Below are 24,363 nucleotides of genomic sequence, written 5' to 3'. Positions count from 1 at the left end.
ACAAATTATTTCTTCACACTCTCAATAATCCCCCTCAAAAACCCATTAAAATCAAATCCAGGTTCTTCTTCTCTTACTCCCATTCTTACGATTACCATATCTTTAGACGGAATAATCGCTACCATTTGTCCTTGATAACCACTGCAATAAAACATATCACGCGGAACATCTGGAAATTTCCCGCCAGCGTTTAGCCAGAATTGTGCTCCATATTTTCCTTCCGAAGTATTTGTTGGTGTTGCCGTGTATTTCACCCAACTTTCATCCAGAATTTGTTCGCCGTTCCAGTTTCCTTTATGAAGGTACAATAATCCGAATTTTGACCAATCGCGTGGCGTTGCCCATCCGTAAGAAGAACCTACGAAAGTTCCAGACATATCTTGTTCAACAATCATTGAATTCATTCCAATTTTGTCGATTACCGCGCTGTACCAAAAATCAAGATATTCTTGCTGTGTTTTAAATTGGTTTCTTAAAATTCTAGACAATAAATTGGTTGTTCCTGACGAATAATACCAATGTGTATTTGGTTTATATTTCGCTGGTTTGTCCATTTGCACTTTTCCCATATCTTCAGATTGGAAAAGCATTTGTGTGGCATCGCAAATCGTACTATAATTTTCTTCCCATTCTAAACCAGAATTCATGTGAAGCAAATCGTTTATGGTAATATTTTTACGTTCATCATTTTGCCATTCTTTGATTGGTGCTGGTTTATAAATATCAATTTTTCCTTGTTTTGCCAGAACTCCAAAAGCCGAACTTGTAATACTTTTTGTCATCGACCAACCCAAAATTTTACTGTCTTTATTAAAGCCTGTATCGTATTTTTCGCCAATTAATTTGTCTTTGTACAAAACAACAACGGCACGCGTACGTTTTGCTTTTCCACCATTTTTATCGAATGAATCATTGATTGCTTTTTTTAATTTTGCGTAATCCACATTCGCGAAAGCGGTATCTTTTGGTTCGTTATTTCCGTACGGAAAAGGAAGATTGTTAACCAATTTTGTTCTTTTTGGGAGCAAGTATGGTTTCGAAACATCATAATCATCATTAATTAGTAAAGCGCCTAAACCGTCTCTGTAAATCGCTTTCCTTTCTTTCAAACCATAAACTGCTGACGTTGCAAATTTTCCGGCGTCATTAATTGTGTTTGTCGCAAGATCTAATAAATGAATATCATTATCGGTTTTTTGAATTAAATCCAATGATCGATGATCCATAAAATGTCCAGATGCGACACTTTTGGCCGAAAAACCAGAAATCAAATCAAGTTTCGGATAAGTTGTAAATCCGAAATACAAAAAAGCAAGAACCACTACAAGTAAAAGTACTTTGAGAAATTTTTTCATGATGTGTTAGATATTTTTAATGCAATATAAATAATTTATGTTCACGATTTTAGAAGTCAAATTACAAATCTGATTCAGATAATTCAGAAAATAGAATGATTTTTTATGGAATCAGCATTTGCACCTTGTAGCAATGGCGCCATAAAAGGAAATTATAGAATTAATGTATAAACAAATTTAGTTTTAGTACTTTTGTAAATAGATTTTTTCTAAATAAGACATGCTAGATATTCAAAAAATAAGAGCTGATTTCCCGATACTTTCGCAAACTGTAAACGGAAAGCCATTAGTATATTTCGATAACGGAGCTACTTCGCAAAAACCACAAGTTGTTATTGATGCTGAAGTAAAATATTATAACGAAATCAATGCCAACATTCACCGTGGCGTTCACACTTTGAGCCAGTTAGCAACTGACGCTTACGAGATTTCTCGCGGAAAAGTTAAAGATCACATCAACGCAAAACATGCGCACGAAGTTCTTTTTACTTCTGGAACAACTCACGGAATTAACTTAGTTGCAAACGGTTTTGCTTCGATTTTAAAACCGGGAGACGAAGTAGTTGTTTCTTCTTTGGAACATCACAGTAACATTGTGCCTTGGCAGATGTTATGCGAAAAAACAGGTGCTGTTTTAAAAGTTATTCCAATCGATGATAATGGAGAATTAATCATTGCCGAATTTGACAAATTGCTTTCGGATAAAACGAAAATCGTTACTGTAAATCATATTTCAAACGCATTGGGTGTAATCAATCCAATCAAATATATTATTGACAAAGCGCATTCGGTTGACGCTGCAGTTTTAATTGATGGCGCGCAAGCTGTTCCGCATTTAAAACCAGATGTTCAGGAATTAGATTGCGATTTTTATGCTTTTTCAGGGCATAAAATGTGCGGTCCAACGGGAACTGGAATTCTTTATGGAAAGGAAGCTTGGCTAAACAAACTCCCTCCATATCAAGGCGGTGGCGAAATGATTAAAGAAGTTACTTTCGAAAAAACAACTTACGCAGATCTGCCTCATAAATTTGAAGCCGGAACTCCAAATATCGCTGGCGGAATTGTTTTAGGAACTGCCATCGATTATTTAAACGAGATCGGTTTTGATAAAATTCATGAATATGAAAATGAATTGTTAGAACACGCTACAAAACGTCTTAACGAAATTGAAGGTATCCGAATTTATGGAAACACTAAAAATAAGGCATCTGTTATTTCGTTTAATATTGATGGAATTCACCCGTATGATGTTGGTTCTATTATAGATAAATTAGGAATTGCTGTTAGAACAGGACATCATTGTGCACAGCCAATTATGAACTTCTTCTGTATTCCAGGAACAATTCGTGCTTCTTTTTCTTTCTATAATACAAAAGAAGAAATCGATCAAATGGTTGATGCAGTTAAGAAAGCGCAAACTATGTTAAGCTAAAAAATAAATTATATGCGAATAGTATCATTATTGCTCCTGACACTTTTTATTGCTACGGGATGCTGCAGTCAAAAAAAAGCAGACATGAAATCTACACAAATTGAATATTCTGCAATGTCGAGAGGTTATTACAAGAGTATTGTAGTGCAAAATAAATCGGTTTCTGTGGTTAAAGAACGTAACGCCGAAGCTGTTAAAAGTAAGATCAATGATGCGAAATGGAACGAGATTGTTTCAGCCTATTCAAAGGTAAATTTAGAAAGTCTTTCTTCCTTAAAAGCTCCAACAGACAAACGTACTTATGATGGTGCTGCAATAGGAAATTTAAAAATAACTAAAGACGGAAAAACATACGAAACACCAGGTTTCGACAATGGTTTCCCACCAAAAGAAATCGAGAAACTAGTAAATTTATTAGTTGATTTTTCTAAAGAATAATTATGACAATAAAAGAAATACAAGACGAAATAATAGACGAATTTTCAATGTTCGACGACTGGATGCAGCGTTATGAGTACATCATCGAACTAGGAAAAAGTCTTCCGTTAATCAAAGAAGAATACAAAACCGACGATAATTTAATCAAAGGTTGTCAATCAAAAGTTTGGTTGCAAGGTGAACAAAATGATGATAAAATTGTTTTTACAGCAGACAGTGATGCTATTTTAACAAAAGGAATAATCGCTATTTTAATACGCGCTTTCTCCAATCAAAAAGCAAAAGATATCCTAGAAGCCGATACTGATTTTATAGACGAAATTGGTCTAAAAGAACATTTATCTGCAACTCGTGCCAACGGTTTGGTTTCGATGATAAAAAACATCAAAATGTACGCTTTAGCTTTTGATGCTAAAAACAAAAATTAAATTTTAATTAAACCATTAAGAAATTAAGTTCCATAAAGATGACATGCTTAATTTCCTTAATAGTCAAAAGTAAATTAAGTTTACTGTTTTGACACAAAGCAAAACTTAATTTTCTTAATGTCTTAATGGTAAAAAATAAAAACACTTAGTGTTCAAAAACAAAAAACAATGGAACAAGAAATAGACACAAACGAATTAGGTGAATCAATCGTAAGAGTTTTAAAAGGCATTTACGATCCTGAGATTCCTGTAGATATTTATGAATTAGGATTAATTTACGACGTAATGGTAAATACAGATTACGAAGTAAAAATTCTTATGACACTTACCTCTCCAAACTGCCCAGTTGCAGAAAGCTTACCAAGAGAAGTAGAAGAAAAAGTAAAAGCAATCGAAAATATTAAAGATGTTGACGTTGAAATTACTTTCGATCCGCCTTGGAGCAAAGATTTAATGAGCGAAGAAGCTAAATTAGAATTAGGAATGCTTTAAAAAATAGTCAAAAAGTTGAAAGTCATAAAGTCCAAAGCAAAAAAGACTTTATGACTTTCGACCTTCGACTTTAAGACTTAAAGAATGGAAGAAATCATCAATAAAGTTGCCAATAGTGCTTTAGAAGTTTTTGATCTTGAGGATTATTATCCAAAAGGAATGCGAGTGCAGATTGACATTTCGCAATGGCTTTTGGAAGGATTTTTATTGAAAGAAAAAGACTTTAGAGAGCATCTTAAAAATCATGATTGGTCGCAATATCAAGATCAATATGTAGCTGTATACTGTAGTACAGATGCTATAATTCCCGCTTGGGCATTAATTTTGGTTGGTGTTCATCTGGCGCCTTTTGCAAAAAAGGTTGTGAACGGAACTATAGAAGACCTTGATGCAAGCCTTTATGAAGAGCTTTTAAGCAAAATAGATTACTCTGTTTACAAAGGCAAACCAGTCATTGTAAAAGGCTGTTCTAGAAAACCAGTGCCAATGCGTGCGTATATTTTGGCCACAAATTATTTACAGCCATTTGCCCGCAGTATTATGTACGGCGAAGCATGTTCTGCAGTGCCTCTATACAAAGAATCTAAGAAATAACCTGCAATAACACTGCTGTAAACCTTAACTTTCCATTGGTTTTTAGTATATTTGATTATACACTCTAAACTAAAAACCATGAGAAAGATAACCGTATTACTTTTCATTTTAGTAAATTTCACATTTTTACAAGCCCAAAACACCGAAAAAGAACTAGCACAAAACACCGAAAAAGCTGTCAAAAAAATCAATGATACAATTGAAAAAGACGGTTGGAAGGCAAAAGGAACCGTATCCCTTTTATTAAACCAATCTAGTTTCAATAATTGGATTGCTGGAGGTGAGGATAGTTTTTCTGGAACGTTAGGAATCAATTACGACTTCAATTACAAAAAAGACGATTTAACTTGGGATAATAAAGTTCTCGCTTACTATGGTTTGCTTCAAACTAAAAATGCCGATTTCGAGAAAAAAACCGATGACCGCTTTGAATTCAATTCCATCGTCGGAAAAAGAGCATTCGGAGAATGGTACTACTCTTATTTCTTAAACTTTAGAACACAATTTACAACTGGATATATTTACGGACAGGATCCAAACGGAAAAGAAATCAGAACTGAAAACACCAAATTCATGTCTCCAGGTTATCTAACTACCGGTCCTGGTATTTATTGGTCTAAAGATGAGAATCTTAAAATAAATTTTGCGCCGCTAACCTCAAAATTCACATTTGTAGACAAAGCTTACACCACAGCCATCGATCCTGCCACAGGTTTACCTTATCCTGATGGATATTATTTTGGTGTCGACGCCAATAAAAGCATGCGTTATGAACTTGGATTCTATGCTTCTGTCTATTACAAATTGGCCATTATGACCAATGTAACTGCCGAAAACACTCTAAATCTATATTCAAATTATTTAGAAGACCCGCAAAATGTCGATATTAATTATTCTTTAAACATTATCATGAAGGTGAATAAATTTCTATCAGCAAACTTTTCTTTCCAAACAATCTATGACGATAATGCTTTTCAAGGTTTCCAGACAAGAGAAGTATTTGGTTTAGGAATTAATTTTGGGTTTTAATTATCCATCGTACTAGATTCCAGCATATAAAATTATTAATGCCACAGATTAAAAGATTTAAAAGGATTTTTTAATCTAAATAATCCTTTAATCTGTGGCAAAACAAAAAAGCTTTTGAATTTATCAAAAGCTTTTCTTCATTTTATTCTTCCTCATCTTTTTCAACTGCATCCTTATAGTCAGGATACAAGAAATTATTATACGGAAAACGTGTTATATGAATTTGGCGAACAGCTTCGTAAACTGTCTCTCTGAATTCTTCGAAATTCTCTTTGTTTCTCGCCGAAATAAACAACGCTTTATCCTGACCTACATTACTCATCCAAGTTTGCTTCCATTCGTCAAGCGTCCAGTATTTTCTTGTTCTTTCGGTGATCAAATCATCTTCGTCAATCGTAAGATGTTTGTAAGCATCGATTTTATTAAAAACCATAATAGTTGGTTTATCGTTGCTTTTTATTTCTTGTAAAGTCTTATTTACAGATTCAATATGATCTTCAAAATCAGGATGCGAAATATCTACTACATGAAGCAATAAATCGGCTTCACGAACCTCATCTAGAGTACTTTTAAAAGAATCGACCAATTGCGTTGGCAGTTTTCGAATAAATCCAACTGTATCAGAAAGTAAGAAAGGAAGATTTTTTATCACCACTTTTCTAACTGTTGTATCTAAAGTTGCGAATAATTTATTCTCCACAAAAACATCACTTTTACCAATTGCATTCATCAAAGTTGATTTTCCTACATTGGTATATCCAACCAAAGCCACACGAACCATTGCACCGCGATTGCTTCGCTGAATGCTCATTTGCTTGTCGATCGTTTTGATTTTATCTTTCAACAACGAGATTCTGTCACGCACAATACGTCTATCGGTTTCAATCTCTGTTTCTCCAGGTCCACGCATACCAATACCTCCTTTTTGACGCTCAAGGTGTGTCCATAAACCAGAAAGTCTTGGCAATAAATACTGGCATTGTGCCAACTCTACCTGCGTTCTTGCATAAGAAGTTTCGGCTCTTTGCGCAAAAATATCCAGAATTAAGTTTGTTCTGTCTAGAATTTTACAGTCAATAATTCTTGAAATGTTTTTCTGCTGCGAAGGCGTTAATTCATCATCAAAAATTACAGTCGATATTTTGTTTTCTTTTACAAAAAGATTGATATCATCAATTTTCCCCGTCCCAACAAAAGTCTTAGGATTAGGACGTTCCATTTTTTGCGAAAAGCGTTTAATAACTTCACCTCCTGCGGTAAAAGTCAAAAACTCCAATTCGTCTAAATATTCATTTAGTTTTTCTTCACTTTGATTCTGAGTAACAATACCAACAATTACTGTTCTCTCAAAATTTATAACTTCTTTTTCTAACATAGTCTTGAATAAGGTGCAAATTTAATCATTTGTCGGCTACAATCAATTATACAATTTTGTTTTTACATTTATATTTGGAAGAATACACTCCAAAAAAAAATGGAACCCGTCAAGATAAACTCAACAAGGTTCCACTTAGTCAATAAATGGTCTAAGTTTAAAACTTTTATTCGTAAATAAAGGTTTTTTCCGTTTTCACAATTCCGTTTTCTTCTATTTGAGAACAAGAAATCGGGTAATTTAATTTATTGTATTTGTATTTTCTGCTCACCGCAACTAAAGCTGTTGATGACGGGCTGAAATTCATTTCGTTATTATAAGAAATAGATTCAAACTCAAATTCTTCTTCATGATACGAAATCATTGGTACAATTACTTTGTAATTATCTCCAAAAAGACTTTGAACAATTAACTGATCAACCGATTTTTTATCATCATAAGTAAATGATTTTGAGATTTTGTCTCCAACCAATCCTTTGTGTCTTGACACGTTATCGTTTACATAAACATATTCTAATTTTCCAATAATTGTCTTGTTTCTATCGCGAGAAGTACGTCTTACAATAATTCCGTTTTCAACAAGATATTCAATATCGTCAACTAAATTCTGATGATTGGTACTCTTTTTTGTTGTTACTTTTACTCTTGCTCCTTCATAAACAAACGAAACAACTTTTGTAATATAATTAGGTCCTTCCTGATATTTTTTTACAAATTTGGTGATGTTGTTATCAGCATCGTACGTATAGTTTATTACTTCTTTCCAGTCGCTTCCCACTTTATCTTTTACAGTCATATCCAGCAATCCATTTTTGTTGTAATAGAAATGCTGCACAACATCTGAAGTAGTTATCGTTTGGAGCTTACCCTCTTTAAAAACCATTGTTTTGTTAACAATTTCGCCGTCTTTAGAGTTTTGGTAATTTGTTTTTACAATGTTAATCTGCTTTAGTTTAACGTTGTCTTGACTGTGCATCAAGAAAGGAAACACCATCATTAAGATGGCAATAAAGTAGGTTTTCATGTGGTATTTGTATTGATTTGGGATGACCAAAGTACAAAATTCAATTAGATTTTAACACTTTGAAGTACAAAAACTACAAACTTTTCAATAATACTTTAAAATTCAGTACATTAATTTCCTTTTTGCAAAATACCGCTTACTTTTCTCCAAATATTTTAATATCATCAACCATAAAAGCTCCATTTAATGTTTTGTCTTTATCCTTTAATTTATCATATATAAACCATCTTCTAATTTTTTTCCTTCTGGAAGGTAGAGATAAATTCCAGGCATAATATTAAAATCCTCACTTTGCACTAATAAAGCACCATAGCCTCTGTACTCTAATTGTAGAGATTTTGATTGTAAAAAGAGAATACGGTTATTGCCAAAAAAAACCATCCTATAATTTTCTAGAGGAAGAACTTTTATATTTTTTTCATTTAAATCGGATTTATATTCCTTCCAAAGTTCAGCAATTTCAGAAGATCTCCTGTAAAGCGCTATTGCGTTTCTTTTTTCTTCTCCAAAATTTAAACTTGCCTGTAGATCAGCATCTTTATTAAGGTATGTTTTACCGTATTCATTGTAAAAGTCCCTAGCTTTTTGTTCTAATAATTTTTGGTCTAGTTTGGTTAAATCCTCGCCATTACTCCATCCTACGTTTTCATAAGGAACAGAAGCATTAAAAGGAAAAGTAAATTCATAATAAGGTTTACCCGATCCAATAAAGTTTCCTTTAGCATCGTTTAAACTGCTGTTTTTTATTATTATTTCTTCATCTTCTAATGTTTTTTTACCATTATTGTCCATTTTTATAATAGAAATTGATATGGAGGTATTATTAGTTAATGTACTTACATTGTCACCCTCACCATAATTCTCTTTAAGAAGATTTCCAATAGGATAAAGACGATAAGTTAATTTTTGTTCTCCACTTTTTAATATTGCGTGGTTAATTTCTATTGGAGTAGCATAATTAGAGAGTTCGTAATCTTTATGAACAGGATAATCATTTATTAATATTTCTACTAAACAATTTATTTTATTGATACGCATGTAATACATTGGCTCTTTCTCAAAATGCTTTACAGCATTGGATAATCTTTGCTCAAAATTTTTTGCATTTATGTCAGGATAATTTGTATTCATATTATTGATATTTATAGATTGTTTTTTTTCTTGCCCACAAGCTGTAAACAATATGGCAAGGGAAAATGTTATAATAAATTTTTTCATTTTATTTTGGTTCTTTTATTGTATCTTTTTCAAATAGGTATATTCTTTCTCCTTTTACAACATATGGTTCCATTAATACAAAGGATGTTTCGGGAATGAAGATATTATTATTTCGTGGAGTTTTTCCATTTTTCTTTGTTTTGACACTCCCTGAAAAACTTCCCGCCAATCCAGAGAAAATTACATTATCTACATAATAAGATTGTGGTTTTTCGAAGAAATATTTACGTTCGTAAAAAAGGCTACCGTGTATTTCAGCTTGTCCTTCGGCATTAGCTTCTTGGTCTATTACAGGTATAACACCTTGTATAAAATTGGGCGCATAGCGCATAATCCATTCGGTTTTTATGTGGTAACCGGTTTTGAGCTCACAGGAAGCCACGGCATCTATTCCTTTTTTGCGTCCTACAATACCTTTGCTATTGTTTACATAATTTTCCAATTGGTCTTTTATGCTTATAGCTTCTTTGAGATGATTTATAAAGATTTGGTAATCGGCTTGATATTCTCCTTTTATGGTTACTTTAAAATTGAGTTCATGTCCAAGCTCGCTAAAAATGCGTTGTGCACCATTCTCTATAGCCTCTTCCAACCAGTCGACAGTTTTGTTAACATCGTTTGTGTTAATTGCGCTTGGCACTTTATTTGGGTCTGTTGGTACTTTGTTTAATTTGTCCTGCATTTTTTTTAACAGAGTGATCTTCCCAAAAATAGATATAGCTTTCCTTGCATAATCAAATACGGTTGAGATACCCGTTAAACTGGTAGTAATGGTTCCTAAGGTGTGTTTGTCTTCGTATTGTAAGCCAAACAATGGCAGTGCAGAGACTTTTTCGGTCTGTACAAAGGCAATTCTGCCATCAGACTGTTTTTCGTAATACTGTGCTCTGAATGAGGTTATTTTTGGGGTTATTAATTCAAAACCTTTTCTTTTGGCTATTATCGCTACTTTGTTTCCGTATTTGTCTATAGCCGCGACAACGCGCCCTGCTTTTGTTGCAACGGCTCCTCTTCCTTTTGTTAAATATAGAATTAAGGCATCTACAATAACGCAAAGTATTACGCAGGTAATGATTAAAGATCTGGCTATCCATTTGTATTTAGCCGTATAATCCATAATTACAGCAGGTTTTTTCTGCTGTTCATCAAAAGAATGATAGGCGTGAACTCCAAACCCGAAACTATCTGCAGAATGTTCTAAATAATCAATAATCAGGTCCGAAATTATTTTATTTATAAATTCTGGAGGATTATTAAAAGATAGTTTTACAGCTATTTGAATATATTTTTTGGCATACTGCAATTCTTCTTTTAAACCACTTTGAATTTTTATATCGATGTCTTTAAAAAAGCCACCACCTGGTTTATCATACTGAAAATGATATGCCCAAGCCACGTCTGGCAGCATTTCTATATTTAAAACATGTTGATAGCTACAGGTTGCCAATGGGATAGTAGCTTTAGCAGCTGGCACAGGCAATATATACTCTGTAAAAAATTGTCTATAATCGTCTTTATATTTATATTCAAAGTTATTCTCAAACGAAAAAGAATTGGCAGAAATTCGCTGCGGATTCTGGATTCCTGCTTTTTGCAAATCTATAATGTCAAATACTTTTGCTTTATGATTGTCGCATTTGCCGGGAATTTTTTCCCCTAACTCTATTGTTACTTTTTTATTTTTTTCGTCTCCGCCAGCAAGTAAATGGACATAGATGTTTCTGCTTAATTTTTGCCCTTTTATTAATTTCGTTTCGTCAAAGAGCATTTTATCATTCATTTTTATAAAAGTGTATTTACAAAAATGATGGCTCATATAATTCGTGGCTGGCTCACCAGTTTTTAACGGAGACAGATTTGTAGGCGGGCTTACCTCCATAGAAGCAATTTTATTTTTTACGCGTAAAAAACGTGCATGTGCTATCTCATTATTATAATCGGTTATATAAGTGCGATTTATGGGATCAAAAATCTGGATATAAAATTCTTCTACTTCATTTTTATCCTTTATCAGGTTGTACCACGAAAAAGAATCTTTTATTTCTAGATTTACCTGACCGTCAATTACGTCTATGCTTGTATATCTTTTTATGCTAACATTAATTCCAGCTGTAACTCGTCTAAAAATATCAATAGATAGGTTTAAGTGTCCGTTTAATCCTTCGGTTTTTAAATTGAGATAGAGTTTCTCCCCATAAGAGAAAAAGTATGTTTTACGGACATCTTCGGCATTATTGGTTCTACACCATTTACTGTCTAAAACTTTCGGAGGGCATTCTCCGCGAACAATTAGTCCTGTCTCGTTATATAAATCTCTTTTCCCAAAAAGACTTGCTTCCAGATAATACTCGTAAGGTCCACATAAATCTTTAGGAATGCTAAAAAGTTTTGGTGTATTTGATGGTATTAGTTTTTCAGCAATTTCTTTTCTTGTTTTGGCTTCTTGTAAAATCCATGTTATGTTCCTTTTCTTCTCTTCTTCGGTTGTGCCGTCATACCATGATTCTATTTCAAAAGAAACTTCTTGATCAGGATGTATTACAACTTTTTTATTAGGAATAGACAAATTATTTATAACCCTGCCTTTTCCAGTCCATCTTATTTTTTTAACACCTTTTACCATTTTAGATATATTTAGTTGTTAAATTTTATTCCCTCATGTTTTGCTTCTTGTGTATACATTTCCCTAACATCAACCATAGGGTTAATAAGATTATGAACCATAGGGCTGATATTTTTAAAATTTTGTTCGCCAGGCTCCGCGGTTTGCCCGTGATCTACTATTTCGATGCAATCTGGCGCACCTATTGGGCAGGTTGCCTTACTGTCCTCCAGCAGTATTTTGCCTTGATTGCTAAGAGTTACTTTTTCGTAAAAATTACTCCATTGCGTTATTACTGCCTGACAGGGCAAAAAACTGTTTCCGACGGGCTGTTTTTTGCATTTGCCAAAAGTGTTATTTTCAAGTGTCTGCCCAATTTCTTTCGTTGTTGCAAGTAGTTTGTTGAAGCCTTTATCGTTTCCAAAATGTTTGGATTGTGATTTGACTTTAATTTTATCTGTTTTTGAACTGTCTTCGCTAAACTTGCATTTGCAGGTTGCTCCTTGTACTACTAAATGTTTTTCGCTCATTTATTTAAATGTATTAGGTGTATAATTTTGAAATGGCATAGATTAATGCAACGAATATTAAAATCGTAAAAAGCAAATACCAAAATGAGTTTCCAGATTTTGTTTTGATTGTTGTTTCGCTTACAAACAAAGGCTGTCTTGAAGCAATGACAAGTTCTGTAGCTGTGTCTAAATGAGTTGCGGTTACAGTATATTTTTGAGGAATATCCAATTCTAAATCAGCATTCACTATAAATGCTTCTGGCATATAAGAGTTTGGGTTTAAATAATATTTTGCCGTGTAATTTCCTCCCGCTTTTTCGTCCGAATATTCTTTTACAGGATGATTTAATTCATTTTGAAAATCGGTCTTTGTTCTAGAATCGTCTAGTTTTCCGATTATGTCAATAAGAATCAAGTTATTAGTATCTAGATGTTCGTCTATTTTTTGATTCACAAAATATTGAATACTTTTAGTATTAGGAAGATGTGGAAAACTAGTATGTTTTTTGAGTGATAAATCTTGAGGATACTGGACATGAATTTCATTAAACAGAGCATTTAAAAACCAGTCTTTCTGAATAGAAAGAAACAAACTGTCTTCATCTGCGAGATTTTTATCGTAAATCTTGAAATATTTTTCGGTTTGATCGCCTTTATAATATTTTCTTATCTGGTTTTTGGTTTCATTCCAGCGCTCAACTATTTGATCATAATTATTAACGTAAACCCATTTTCCGTTTTCATCAACAACAATAAGCAATGGATATAGTGCCTGAGATGCTTTTTGGGCAATCTCTTGTGCCATTGTATTTACAGCAGTGTCGTTTACATACAGCGCCTCATCACGAGAGACATAATAAAAATGAAAGCCTGCGTTTTCTGCTTGCCAGCTTATTTTGATCTGCTGTTTTATTGAATGAACATCTTTACCATTTTCAATAGTACATAGAACAGCGTATGTTTTTTCACCATGAGAATAATTTAAAGAAAGTTTTCCAGGTGAATCATTAAATACGACTTTATTGCGTTGTTGTTCTTTTTCTTCATCTGTAAGCTGAACTATTGGAGGTTTTATAATCACAAATTTCAAGTGTCTTGGAAAAACAGGTCCAATACAGTCTTCAACAGATTCACAATAACGATTATGATAACTTCTTAAAGCATATAAATCAATATCTAGCTTTTCGGCTACACTTTCTGGCGTATCGTCCTCTTGGATTTTATACGTCAAAAAATCATCATAAGAAAAAGGCTTTATGTAAGACATATCTTATATTTAAGAAAGCCAAAATATAATAATTAAATTAAATAAGAAAGAAAAATAATACAAATGGTGAAATTTATTTCACAAAATACCTCTTATTTTTCTCCAAATATTTTAATATCATCAACCATAAAAGCTCCATTTAATGTTTTGTCTTTTCCTGAACCAATATACTTAAAGGCAATATTTATGTTCCCAGAATAAGAAGAAAGATCAATTCCGCCAGAGCTGATAAACTCACGGGAAGGAGTTGAGAGTGTTGGAACTTTTGCTTCCAATTTTGTCCATTTTGCTTTAGTCACACTTGCACCATCAAAATTAGTAGAAACATAAACTTCAATTGCATTTAGTGGAGAATCAATCTTCAAATCGTGTTGCGCGCTTCTAAAAGAAAGCACCGCATTTTTATACCCTGATAGATTTATTTTAGGTGACACAAGCCAAGCCACGTTCTCGGCGGCAGTTGTACTTGTAGTGTTAAATTCAGCATAGCCATTTCCAGAGTAAACCATGCTTTTCCAGAGTTTTGTAGCTTTTTCTACAATATTACTCCAACCTGGAAGTACAAAATTGACATTATTTTTAACCGACTGGAAATCTTCTGCAAAAAGCGGAGTATTCCTTTTTCCATTCATCACAATATCACTTTCATATCGAACCATAAACTGATAATCTGTACCAAATTTTGTCAGAATTCCTTTGACCTTTCCGCTTCCTTCTGGCACAACATGATCTGCAAATTTTGCATAACTGCTGGTTCTAAAAATAATCTGATTTCCTGTTTTATCTCTCAAATACCAGTTTGTTGAACCTCCAACATTATTTGATTCTTCAAAATAATGGCGTCCTAATGCTGCTTCGGTAAATTCCACATCGTTTAATTCTATCAAAGTATTTAGCTTAGAATCTGAAAGTGCTTTTTCTATAGAAAGTGAATTAACCAATTGATTCTCATCTATATTTGTACACGAAGCATTTAATACATTTTTATATTCGTTTTGAGAAATTCTTCCAATTGTAGGATCACCTGCATTACTTACATACAAACTCCCTATTCTTAAACCGCCGTAATACAAATCGGTAAATTGGTTTTTAAGTTTTACAAACACTTTATTCCCCACTCGATAATCGATGTAAGTATTTGTAGCATCAATTGGAACACTAAATCCAATTGCCGGCGCTTTTTCAGTTTCTTTGGTCTGCAATGAAATAGTTTTGAAAAAATTGCCTCCTTCATCACTCGAAACCACGTAAGCTTCTATAATGTCATCGTACAAATATTGCTTTGCTGTTGGACTCACAAGCTCATATACTTTTTCTACACTTTTATTTACAGAAAGATTAGGCTGAGTGCAGACTAATTCTGGAGTTTCAACTTCTTTACTGCAGCTGATTAAGGATAATACAAAAATTAAAATTAGTTTTTTCATGAGAAATAGGTTTTCAGTTTTATAAACCGATTGTAAGATTCAGAAAATAAGTTCGGCCATAGCCATAATAATATCTTGGCCCAAAAGATGGTGTTCCGCTTGAAACATCTTGATTTAGCGCTCTAAAATTGGCATTTCTTGCCTGTTCGAAACCGCCCGTTTTGTACATTAAATCCAAAACATTATTTACGCTAGCAAAGAGTCCCACGTATTTTTTATGAATACGCCAAGATTTGCCTCCGCTCAAATTCAATAATGTAACAGGATTAAATTTTTCTTGTTTTAACAATTCATTTCCCCTTTCGGAAGTTGCCTCTGGAAAAGGAAAACCATTGGCTGGATTAATGTAAAATTGAGATGTTCTCGAAATTGGCGAAACATCAATATAACTTTCTGCCAAATAATTGATGTTCCCGCCAATCCACCAAAATTTTGGGTCACGATATTCTAAACCAAATGAATAAGCCTGCTGTGGAGTTCCAGACTGTTTGTAATTCTTCAAATAGGCTCGCCCAAAATCAAAAGTCGTTTGCGCTCCTTCTTTTGCCCTATTTGCGTCGTTTACAATCATTACATTCGGATTGCTGCTGTAGATGTAATTTCCAAATGCTGCAGATAAAGTTGTTTTTAATGTTGGCCAAATCTGATACTCAAAACTTAATTCTGCTCCAGTATTTTTCTTGTCCAAATTGGTCAAAGTCTGACTGACAAAGGCATTTGTTGGATCATAACCAGAACCTTTATCAAAAATTCCTTCAGCATAGAAATAAGAAGTTTTCGAGGTATTTTTGATTATAGTATAATAGGCAGTTAATCGCAATTTGAGTTTTGATGAACGATATACATAATTAGCCTCTGCACTAGTGATATTTTCACTCTCGATTCCATCCACAACAGTATTATTTAAACGTGAATTTGAAAAAGTATTTCGCAGTGAGGGCGCTCTTGTAAAATGTGCGGCATTAAAAAACAGCAGTTGCTTTCCCGAAATTTTATAGGTAAAACCGCCTTTGAATCCGAAATTCTCGAAATTCACTTTCTCACTTTTACCTAAAGAATTTATTGGATACAATCCGTTTTGATACAATCCTTCTCTTTGATAATCTGATATGGAATAGGATTGTGCTAAGAAGAATTCTGTTTTATTGTAGCTGAATTTAAACTGCGCAAAAACATCTAAAGTATTGGCCAATAAATTATAATTGTATCCATAAATACCTCCTTTTACAACTTGGCGATTTGGATGCTGCAAATCGGATTGAGAAAGGCTTCCTTTGTAAAACGGATCAATATCTTCAAAATAGGCTCCGCCAAGAAGATCTAATAAATACTGAAAATTATGCGATTTTAGTTTCTTAAAAGTAAATCCTCCATCAAAAGAAATATTGGGTGTTATCTGTGTATTCAGATTTGAATTTACTGCCAAAGTCTGATCATCTGTTCTATCTTCATAAAGTACATAATGGCTCTGCGCAGGCACATAACCATTCTGCTCAATTTTTTGATTAGCAAAATACATTTCGTTCCAATTGATCTGCGGGCTGTTCAGAAATGCTATTTTGTTTTTTTCCGCATTTTCATAATCTGGAGTAAATTCGCCCGAAAACTCTCCCTGATCTTTAGCATAAAGCGAACTAAAATAGCTTGGCATTTTTTTATAATAAACCGGATCAGGACTGTCTGCATTTTGGTAATCGATATTGCTGTTTCCAACTTTCCCAAATTGATACATAATTGCAGAATTCAAATTGGTTTTATCATCAATTTTAAAATAATGATTGAGCATAAACAAAGGCTCTTCTACATTTTTCACTCTTGCATTTCGCTTTTCACCATTCTGAAATCCCCAATACGAATTGTATTTTTTTCCCATTAAATCGCTAACCTCAGCAGTATTAGAAGAATTCTTTCCGCGAGAATTAGGCGTATAAAATCCAGTAAAATTGAGAGAATGTTTGCTGTTTAGTTTCTTTTCTACACTTAGAAAAAAAGAATCGGCATCGAAATTTGTGCCTTCAAAATACCCTTCGTCTGCCCAGCGTTTTCCTGCCGAAACAGCATAAGCCCAGCCAGAAGCATTCATTCCTGACGCATAAGTGCCGATTCCACGCCATAAATAAGTAGTATTGCTTCCAGAAAATGTGAGCGACGCGCCTTTTCTGTATAAAGAAGCACGAGTAAAAATCTGTTGTGTTCCTAAAGCACCTCCAAAACTATAATTGGAAGTTGCTGTTCCAACTGAAAATTCCTGATTGCGAAGTACATTGTTCAAACCTCCCCAATTGCTCCATTGGGGTCTGCCATCATAGATTTTATTCATTGGCATTCCGTTAAGCATTGTAATTGCATTTTCACTGTCTAAACCACGCATCCTAAATCGAGCTTGTCCCCAATTGAATGCCGATGCTTGCATAAAAGCATCTTTTGAAGATTGTAAAAGCCCTGATGTCATTTCAGATGAACTGTTATCATCTGAAAAGTCATTATCTGATAGCGTAATTAATGCTGCAGGAACCTCATCTGAATAAGTATCTTCTAATTGTAATATTCCGAGATTAATATTCTGTCCAGCATTGAATTTTACTTTCAAAAGAAAATCTTTGTATCCTTGGCTTCTGAGTAAAAGCAATTGCTCCTTTTGAGGGAAAATATGAAGTTCGAATTTTCCAGATTTTGAAGTAAGCTGCATCACAGCCGTATTCTGTATTGTGACCACTACATTTTCCAGCGGATTCTGCGTTCGGGCATCAATAACAATTCCTGTTACTGTTATTTCTTGTTGTGCAAAAGCAAAATTAAAGAACCAAAAAATAAAGAAGACTGCGTATTTTTTTATCATTAAAACCTATTATTAACTTTGAAATTTTCTTGGATAACAATCCTTAATTCAAAAGATAAAATTGGTTTTTGGAAAAAGAGCATTTTAAAACTCAAGCTATTGCTTAAATTCAAATGTAGGCAAAATATTTAAAAAACAAATAAATTCTTACAAAATTAATTGTTTTTAATAAATATTAATCAAAGATAGAGTTATGCTGATGTTCTAATTTTAGAAACCATAAAGGCGATTAGAACTCCAAAAATTCCGATAAAGGCAAAAGAAAACTGCAGTCCGAAACTTTGCGCAATATGCCCAATTACAGGCGGCCCCATTAAGAAACCTAAGAAACTTACACTAGAAACAATCGTTAAAGCTTCGCCCGCGGGCACAGTCGGGTTTTTACCAGCAATACTGTAAACCGTAGGAACAATTGTTGCAACGCCCAAACCTACAAACATAAAAGCTATAGTACACGGAATTATATAAGGAAGAAAAACAGCTGTAAAAAGTCCAGCCGAAATCATAACACCGCTAATCTGCATAACGCGCTCACGTCCAAATTTATTGATCAATCCGTCGCCAAGAAATCTTCCGCCGGCCATCATAATCATAAAAGAAGTATAGCCTAAAACCACCAACGGTCCAGGTGCTTTTACAATCTCTTTAAAGTAAACACCACTCCAATCGAACATAACCCCTTCGCTAGCCATACTGCAGAATCCGATAACGCCTAGCCAAAGTAAAGCTGTATTTGGTTTTACAAATAGTTTTTTTCCTTCTTCTTTTACTTTCTTTTTTTCTTTGGCTCTAACCAAAAACTTAAAGTTAAAGGCCACCATCAACAAAACAATTCCAGCTACAATTATAAAATGATGCAACGGACTTAATTTTAGAGCCAGCATTCCTAAACCTACCAGCGCGCCAGTAAATCCGGCAAAACTCCACATACCGTGAAAAGAAGACATGATCGTTTTTTTAAACAAAACTTCGGTATAAACGCCTTGTGTGTTTACGGCAATATTGGCAAGATTTCCGAACACACCAAATAAAAATAATCCTAATGATAATTGTAATGATGTTGTTGCCAAACCTAAATTGATAAGGCACAAGACATACATTATTAAAGAGAAAATCAGAACACGATGGCTACCGAATTTGGTTACCATTTTTCCTGAAAAAGGCATAACAATTAGCTGTCCAACTGGAAGTGCAAAAAGTATAGAACCCAAATCGCCTTCTGTTAAATGCAAAGCAGATTTGATATCTGGAATCCTACTGGCCCATGTGGCAAAACTCAAACCCATTCCGAAATAAAACATTCCAACAGCAAAACGAATGCGATTTAAATACGACGCTTTGGCTTCTCTAAATACTTTCTTGATTTTTGCCTTGGTCTGAAAAAGCGATAATGGATTAATGTTTATCAGCATATTGAATTTTATTGGAATGTTGCAAAAATACTAAAAACGCTCGTCAAAGCGCACAAGGCCTAAGGTTATACACAATATACAACGTTATTGTTTATAAATTAAAAGGTTTTGAGTTGAATTCTTATTACTAAAATTACAATTTTTCGGCTTTAGTAGAATTATAATTTGCTTCATTTTTTTATAGAAAATAAAAAGGGTTTGTATCAAAAATTGAAACAACCCTTTTCATGTCTATTTCTATGTTCCATAGGAACATTTCATCGGTAGAAAAAAATATCGTTATCAATATTTTACGTTCCCTAGGAACATTTGAGACATTAGATTATTAAAAAATAATGCGTCAAATCAAACGTTCCTACGGAACGTAAATGCGGATGAATATTATTATTTTCTACCAATGAGACATTCCTACGGAATGTATTATGATATGCTTATTACCTTTTGCTGTGCATTACTCGCAATCGCAGCCTCTATAACCTGCATTACTTTTACCCCTTCGTCTGCAGTAACAGGTTCTTTTTTATCGTTTGCAATAGAATCGTAAACGCCATCGAAGAAACTAAAATAATTCCCTTGAAGCGTCGGGATTTTTTCTCGTACAATTTTACCGTTTATTTCGGTATGCAAAAGTCCTTGCAAGCTTTCATCTTCTGTTCCCCAAGAATCTAGGTTTGGTTTTTTACCTACTTTTAAATCATCTTCCTGAACATCTCCGCGAGGCTTTAAGAAAGAACCTTTTTTTCCGTGCAAAGTATACGCTGGATTGGCTTCTCTCACAAAAAAACCTGCTTTTAAACGAACTCTAAAATTAGAATAAAACAATGTCAGATCGATCCAGTCGTCCACAACAGAGTTTTCTCTGGTTACTCGAATGTCTCCAAAAACTGCTTTTGGACAACCAAATAAACTAACCGCTTGATCTATAATATGTGGTCCTAAATCTTTTAGAACTCCTGCCCCATCATTGGCTGTTTCTTTATGCGCTTTCGGACTCAATAACGGATTGTATCGATCAAAATGAAATTCTGCTTCGACCAAATCCCCCAAAACGCCATCATCAATTACTTTTTTTACGGTTTTAAAATCGCTATCCCATCTTCTGTTCTGAAAAACAGCCAATTTCAAGCCTTTTTCTTTGGCAATTTTTGCCAGTTCTTTTGCTTCTGCTGCAGTTGTTGTAAAAGCTTTTTCTACAACGGCATGCTTTCCTGCCAAAAGCACTTTTTTAGCATATTCGTAATGCGTTCCCACTGGCGTATTTACAATTACCAAATCGACATCATCGTTTAATAATTCGTCTAGCGAAGCATAACTTTTTACGTACGGATAATCTTCTTGAATTAATTTTTTGCTTCTTTCCCAAGAACCCAAAAGTTCAAATCCTTCGTGAATATCTAAAAACGGAGCGTGAAAAACTTTCCCCGACATCCCGTATGATAATAATGCTGTTTTTATTTTCTGCATGTTATTATGTTTTGTTTGCCACAGATTAATGTGATTAATAAGGATTTTTTTGTTTGCCACGAATTTCACGAATCTACGCGAATTATTTTAAGTTTCTGAACGCAACGATTTGTGCAAATTCGTGCTATTCGTGGCGAAAAACATTAAAAAAAATCATTTTAATCTGTATAATCTGTGGCTATAAAATTTTAAAGTTTTGCTCTTTCGTATTGTTTTGACCATTGAATATCGTCGTTTAGTTCTTTAGCGAAATCCAAAGGGAGATTTGGGTTTCTTAAAGATTCTCTTGCGAATAAAATCAAATCGGCTTGATCCATATTTAAAACTTCTTCGGCTTGCTTGGCTTCTGTAATTAATCCGACCGCACCTGTTGCAATTCCTGCTTCTGCTTTCACTTTTTCTGCAAAAGGAACCTGATAACCTGGGCCTAATGTGATTTTCTGATGCGAAACCAATCCGCCTGACGAAACATCGATTAAATCTACTCCTTTTTCTTTTAATATTTTAGAAAGCTGTACAGATTCTTCTGGGTTCCATCCGTTTTCTGCCCAATCTGTTGCCGAAATTCTAACAAACAATGGCAAATCTGAAGGCCATTCTGACTGAACAGCTTCTACAACTTCTAATGTAAAACGGATTCTGTTCTCAAAACTTCCGCCATATTCATCTGTTCTTACATTTGTTAAAGGCGATAAAAACTGGTGCAGTAAATAACCATGAGCCGCATGGATTTCTACAACCTGATATCCTGCTTCTACTACTCTTTTTGTAGCGGTTTTAAAATCGGAGATTACTTTCTGAATTCCGTTTTTGTCTAATGCCTCTGGAAGAAATGGTTCGTTATCATGATACGGAATCGCGCTTGGTGCAACGGTCTGCCATCCGCCTTGAGCGAAATCTAACTTTTTATTGCCAAGCCACGGAGCCGAAACACTTGCTTTTCTTCCTGCATGTGCTAACTGGATTCCAGGAATCGAATTCTGAGAAACTATAAAAGTGTTGATTTGTTTTAGTTTTTCGATATGTTCATCTTTCCAAATTCCAAGATCGGAAGGAGAGATTCTAGCTTCTGGAGAAACCGCCGTTGCTTCCTGAATAATAAGTCCGGCACCACCACTGGCACGGCTTCCTAAATGAACTAGATGCCAATCGTTTGCAAATCCGTCAATTGCAGAATACTGGCACATTGGCGAGATTGCAATTCTATTTTTTATGGTGATATTTTTTATGGTGAGTGGAGAAAATAATTTCGTTGCCATATTCTTGTAACTTTTAGTGATTTTATACTACCAATTGAGTAAGGCAGTGTTCAAAAAGTAAAGTTACAGTATCTTGTTAAAACGAGAAATCGAAATGTTTATTAATTAACAAACATTTAAAATCTTAAACACTATCTTGCACACTTATATTAAAATAGAAAACGCTACTTTTGTGCGTTAAATACGAATTAAAAACAAAAAATGGATATAGTTATCAAACTCTCTCAATTTTTATTGAGTTTATCTTTACTTATTATTCTTCATGAATTAGGGCATTTTATCCCTGCTAAATTGTTTAAAACTAGAGTCGAAAAATTTTACTTGTTTTTTGATGTTAAATATTCACTATTCAAAAAGAAAATCGGAGAAACAGAATACGGTATCGGATGGCTTCCGCTTGGTGGTTATGTGAAAATTTCTGGAATGATTGACGAAAGTATGGACAAAGAGCAAATGGCACTTCCGCCTCAGCCTTGGGAATTTCGTACAAAACCAGCTTGGCAACGTTTAATTATTATGCTTGGTGGTGTTACCGTAAACTTTATTTTGGCTTTTATTATCTATATCGGAATGGCGTTTGCTTACGGAGATACTTATATTGCAAATGCTGACTTAAAAGATGGTGTTGATATTGAAAATCCTGCTATGCTTAAAGCTGGTTTTAAAACGGGTGATAAAATTATTTCTATCGACGGTAAAGCTGTAGAAAATTTTGACAGTGATATGAACATGAATGTAATCATGGCAAAACATATCTTGATTGAAAGAAATGGTCAGCAACAGACTATTACAATGCCAACTGATTTTGTTGATCAGCTTTCTAAAACAGAAAAAGGAATGCTTATCGATATCCGTAGACCTTTTGCAATTGGAAAAGTTGGAGAAGAATCTCCTAACCAAAATTTAAAAGCAAAAGATTTGATTCTTTCTCTTAACGGACAAAAAGTTAAATATTTTGATGAAGCGAAAGCTGTTTTATTAGCCAATAAAGGAAAAGATATTCCTGCAGTTGTTTTACGCGATTTAAAAGAAACACCTCTTACGGTTAAAGTTTCTAAAGAAGGAACTTTAGGTGTTTTTGCTGGCGGTTTAGACATGAAATCATTAGAAAAACTAGGATACTATAAAATAAGCACTAAAGAATATGGTTTCTTCGAATCTATTCCGGTTGGTCTTCAAAAAGGAAAAGATCAATTGGTAGGTTACGGAAAACAATTGAAAATGATTTTCAATCCAGAAACTAAAGCTTACAAACAAGTAGGTGGATTTGCGGCGATTTATAACATTTTCCCTAGTTCTTGGAGCTGGGAAGTTTTCTGGTCAATCACTGCTTTATTGTCAATTATGCTTGGAGTTATGAATTTATTACCAATTCCGGCTCTTGATGGTGGACATGTTATGTTTTTATTGTATGAAATTGTAAGCGGCAAAAAACCGAGCGATAAATTCCTAGAGAATGCGCAAATGGTTGGTTTTGTTTTACTTATTTCACTACTACTATTTGCTAATGGTAACGACATTTACAAAGCCATTGTAGGCAAGTAAAAAAAAGTCAAAAAAAGAGTGAAAATGTTTTTGAGAAACTAAAAATAGTTTTATATTTGCACTCGCTAAAAAGAGCAACACTTTCCTCCTTAGCTCAGTTGGTTAGAGCATCTGACTGTTAATCAGAGGGTCCTTGGTTCGAGCCCAAGAGGGGGAGCAACTTTTTTTAGCAAACATATTAACCTTTTAAGGTGATTCCTCCTTAGCTCAGTTGGTTAGAGCATCTGACTGTTAATCAGAGGGTCCTTGGTTCGAGCCCAAGAGGGGGAGCTTAAAAAAAGACGATCAAATTTGATCGTCTTTTTTTTTGTTCAAATTCCAAAGTTTTAAAATTCCAAATTCCAATATTAGGATTGCTTATTTAACCGCAAAGTTCGCAAAGGTTTTACGCAAAGTTCGCAAAGATTTAACGCAGAGGACGCGAAGAGTTTTTTTTCAAGACTTAATAATAGGAATCTATAAAAGAGATCGCAAAGGCTACCAATCTGTGCAGATATGCGAGTGTGATCCTTCGTTACTCAGGATGACAAACTGTACGCTTTAACACAATCTTGTCATCATGACGAAGGAAGGATCGCACTAGAAACTCCACAAAGTATTTCCCCAATCTGTATCGATATGCGAGTGTGATCCTTCCTTCGTCAGGAT

At 34.0% G+C, this 24,363-nt stretch carries 19 protein-coding genes and 2 tRNA genes; 9 read left to right on the top strand and 12 right to left on the bottom strand.

Annotated elements, in window-relative coordinates; translation table 11 throughout:
- Positions 1 to 5: 5 nt before the first annotated feature.
- Positions 6 to 1,355, bottom strand: coding sequence for a serine hydrolase domain-containing protein (locus tag DMA14_RS17380; RefSeq protein ID WP_111425865.1), 1,350 nt, complete (start codon positions 1,353 to 1,355; stop codon positions 6 to 8).
- 220 nt (positions 1,356 to 1,575) lie between these two features.
- Here DMA14_RS17380 and DMA14_RS17375 point away from each other — a divergent pair, with 220 nt between their 5' ends.
- The 6 genes from DMA14_RS17375 (at position 1,576) to DMA14_RS17350 (ending at position 5,771) form a co-directional block, all read left to right on the top strand.
- Positions 1,576 to 2,790, top strand: coding sequence for an aminotransferase class V-fold PLP-dependent enzyme (locus DMA14_RS17375; protein WP_111425864.1), 1,215 nt, complete (start codon positions 1,576 to 1,578; stop codon positions 2,788 to 2,790).
- Between the two features lie 84 nt (positions 2,791 to 2,874).
- Positions 2,875 to 3,228 carry a hypothetical protein gene (locus tag DMA14_RS17370; protein WP_238990001.1) on the top strand — a complete coding sequence of 118 codons (354 nt, stop codon included), beginning with the start codon at positions 2,875 to 2,877 and terminating at the stop codon, positions 3,226 to 3,228.
- A gap of 2 nt (positions 3,229 to 3,230) precedes the next feature.
- Positions 3,231 to 3,656 carry a SufE family protein gene (locus DMA14_RS17365; protein WP_012023259.1) on the top strand — a complete coding sequence of 142 codons (426 nt, stop codon included), beginning with the start codon at positions 3,231 to 3,233 and terminating at the stop codon, positions 3,654 to 3,656.
- Between the two features lie 168 nt (positions 3,657 to 3,824).
- Positions 3,825 to 4,148 carry an SUF system Fe-S cluster assembly protein gene (locus DMA14_RS17360; RefSeq protein WP_008466058.1) on the top strand — a complete coding sequence of 108 codons (324 nt, stop codon included), beginning with the start codon at positions 3,825 to 3,827 and terminating at the stop codon, positions 4,146 to 4,148.
- Between the two features lie 84 nt (positions 4,149 to 4,232).
- The gene (locus DMA14_RS17355; RefSeq protein ID WP_111368783.1) at positions 4,233 to 4,742 is read left to right on the top strand and encodes a DUF2480 family protein; all 510 of its coding nucleotides are present in this window, start codon (positions 4,233 to 4,235) and stop codon (positions 4,740 to 4,742) included.
- 78 nt (positions 4,743 to 4,820) lie between these two features.
- The gene (locus DMA14_RS17350; RefSeq protein ID WP_111425862.1) at positions 4,821 to 5,771 is read left to right on the top strand and encodes a DUF3078 domain-containing protein; all 951 of its coding nucleotides are present in this window, start codon (positions 4,821 to 4,823) and stop codon (positions 5,769 to 5,771) included.
- A 142-nt stretch (positions 5,772 to 5,913) separates the two neighbouring features.
- Here the strand turns inward: DMA14_RS17350 and hflX are convergent, their stop codons facing one another.
- From hflX to DMA14_RS17295, 11 genes are all read right to left on the bottom strand, one after another.
- Complete coding sequence (gene hflX, locus DMA14_RS17345) at positions 5,914 to 7,146, bottom strand: GTPase HflX (RefSeq protein WP_111425861.1); 1,233 nt, start codon at positions 7,144 to 7,146, stop codon at positions 5,914 to 5,916.
- A 166-nt stretch (positions 7,147 to 7,312) separates the two neighbouring features.
- Positions 7,313 to 8,170: a hypothetical protein gene (locus DMA14_RS17340; protein WP_111425860.1), complete on the bottom strand. Its 858-nt coding sequence runs from the start codon at positions 8,168 to 8,170 to the stop codon at positions 7,313 to 7,315.
- 204 nt (positions 8,171 to 8,374) lie between these two features.
- The gene (locus DMA14_RS17335) at positions 8,375 to 9,388 is read right to left on the bottom strand and encodes a hypothetical protein (protein WP_111425859.1); all 1,014 of its coding nucleotides are present in this window, start codon (positions 9,386 to 9,388) and stop codon (positions 8,375 to 8,377) included.
- A gap of 1 nt (position 9,389) precedes the next feature.
- Complete coding sequence (locus DMA14_RS17330) at positions 9,390 to 12,011, bottom strand: hypothetical protein (RefSeq protein WP_111425858.1); 2,622 nt, start codon at positions 12,009 to 12,011, stop codon at positions 9,390 to 9,392.
- Positions 12,012 to 12,022: 11 nt separating this feature from the next.
- A complete protein-coding gene (locus DMA14_RS17325; protein ID WP_111425857.1) occupies positions 12,023 to 12,520 on the bottom strand; it encodes a DUF4280 domain-containing protein in 498 nt (165 codons plus the stop codon).
- A gap of 13 nt (positions 12,521 to 12,533) precedes the next feature.
- Positions 12,534 to 13,769, bottom strand: coding sequence for a hypothetical protein (locus tag DMA14_RS17320; protein WP_111425856.1), 1,236 nt, complete (start codon positions 13,767 to 13,769; stop codon positions 12,534 to 12,536).
- 92 nt (positions 13,770 to 13,861) lie between these two features.
- On the bottom strand, positions 13,862 to 15,196 hold the full coding sequence (locus DMA14_RS17315; protein ID WP_111425855.1) for a DUF5689 domain-containing protein: 1,335 nt from the start codon (positions 15,194 to 15,196) through the stop codon (positions 13,862 to 13,864).
- Positions 15,197 to 15,215: 19 nt separating this feature from the next.
- Positions 15,216 to 18,035, bottom strand: coding sequence for a carboxypeptidase-like regulatory domain-containing protein (locus DMA14_RS17310; protein WP_111425854.1), 2,820 nt, complete (start codon positions 18,033 to 18,035; stop codon positions 15,216 to 15,218).
- 191 nt (positions 18,036 to 18,226) lie between these two features.
- Positions 18,227 to 19,447: an MFS transporter gene (locus DMA14_RS17305; protein ID WP_111425853.1), complete on the bottom strand. Its 1,221-nt coding sequence runs from the start codon at positions 19,445 to 19,447 to the stop codon at positions 18,227 to 18,229.
- A gap of 420 nt (positions 19,448 to 19,867) precedes the next feature.
- The gene (locus DMA14_RS17300; RefSeq protein ID WP_111425852.1) at positions 19,868 to 20,911 is read right to left on the bottom strand and encodes a Gfo/Idh/MocA family oxidoreductase; all 1,044 of its coding nucleotides are present in this window, start codon (positions 20,909 to 20,911) and stop codon (positions 19,868 to 19,870) included.
- A 188-nt stretch (positions 20,912 to 21,099) separates the two neighbouring features.
- The gene (locus DMA14_RS17295) at positions 21,100 to 22,170 is read right to left on the bottom strand and encodes an NADH:flavin oxidoreductase/NADH oxidase (RefSeq protein ID WP_111425851.1); all 1,071 of its coding nucleotides are present in this window, start codon (positions 22,168 to 22,170) and stop codon (positions 21,100 to 21,102) included.
- A gap of 201 nt (positions 22,171 to 22,371) precedes the next feature.
- Between DMA14_RS17295 and rseP the strand changes: the two genes are divergently transcribed.
- The 3 genes from rseP (at position 22,372) to DMA14_RS17280 (ending at position 23,985) form a co-directional block, all read left to right on the top strand.
- The gene (rseP, locus tag DMA14_RS17290; protein WP_111425850.1) at positions 22,372 to 23,715 is read left to right on the top strand and encodes an RIP metalloprotease RseP; all 1,344 of its coding nucleotides are present in this window, start codon (positions 22,372 to 22,374) and stop codon (positions 23,713 to 23,715) included.
- 83 nt (positions 23,716 to 23,798) lie between these two features.
- Positions 23,799 to 23,872, top strand: a tRNA-Asn gene (locus tag DMA14_RS17285).
- Between the two features lie 39 nt (positions 23,873 to 23,911).
- Positions 23,912 to 23,985: transfer RNA gene (locus DMA14_RS17280), tRNA-Asn, on the top strand.
- The last annotated feature ends 378 nt before the right edge of the window (positions 23,986 to 24,363 follow it).

The sequence above is a fragment of the Flavobacterium sharifuzzamanii genome, assembly GCF_003254585.1.
In the GTDB taxonomy this organism is placed as follows: domain Bacteria; phylum Bacteroidota; class Bacteroidia; order Flavobacteriales; family Flavobacteriaceae; genus Flavobacterium; species Flavobacterium sharifuzzamanii.
This window is presented reverse-complemented; position numbering and strand designations above follow the sequence as displayed.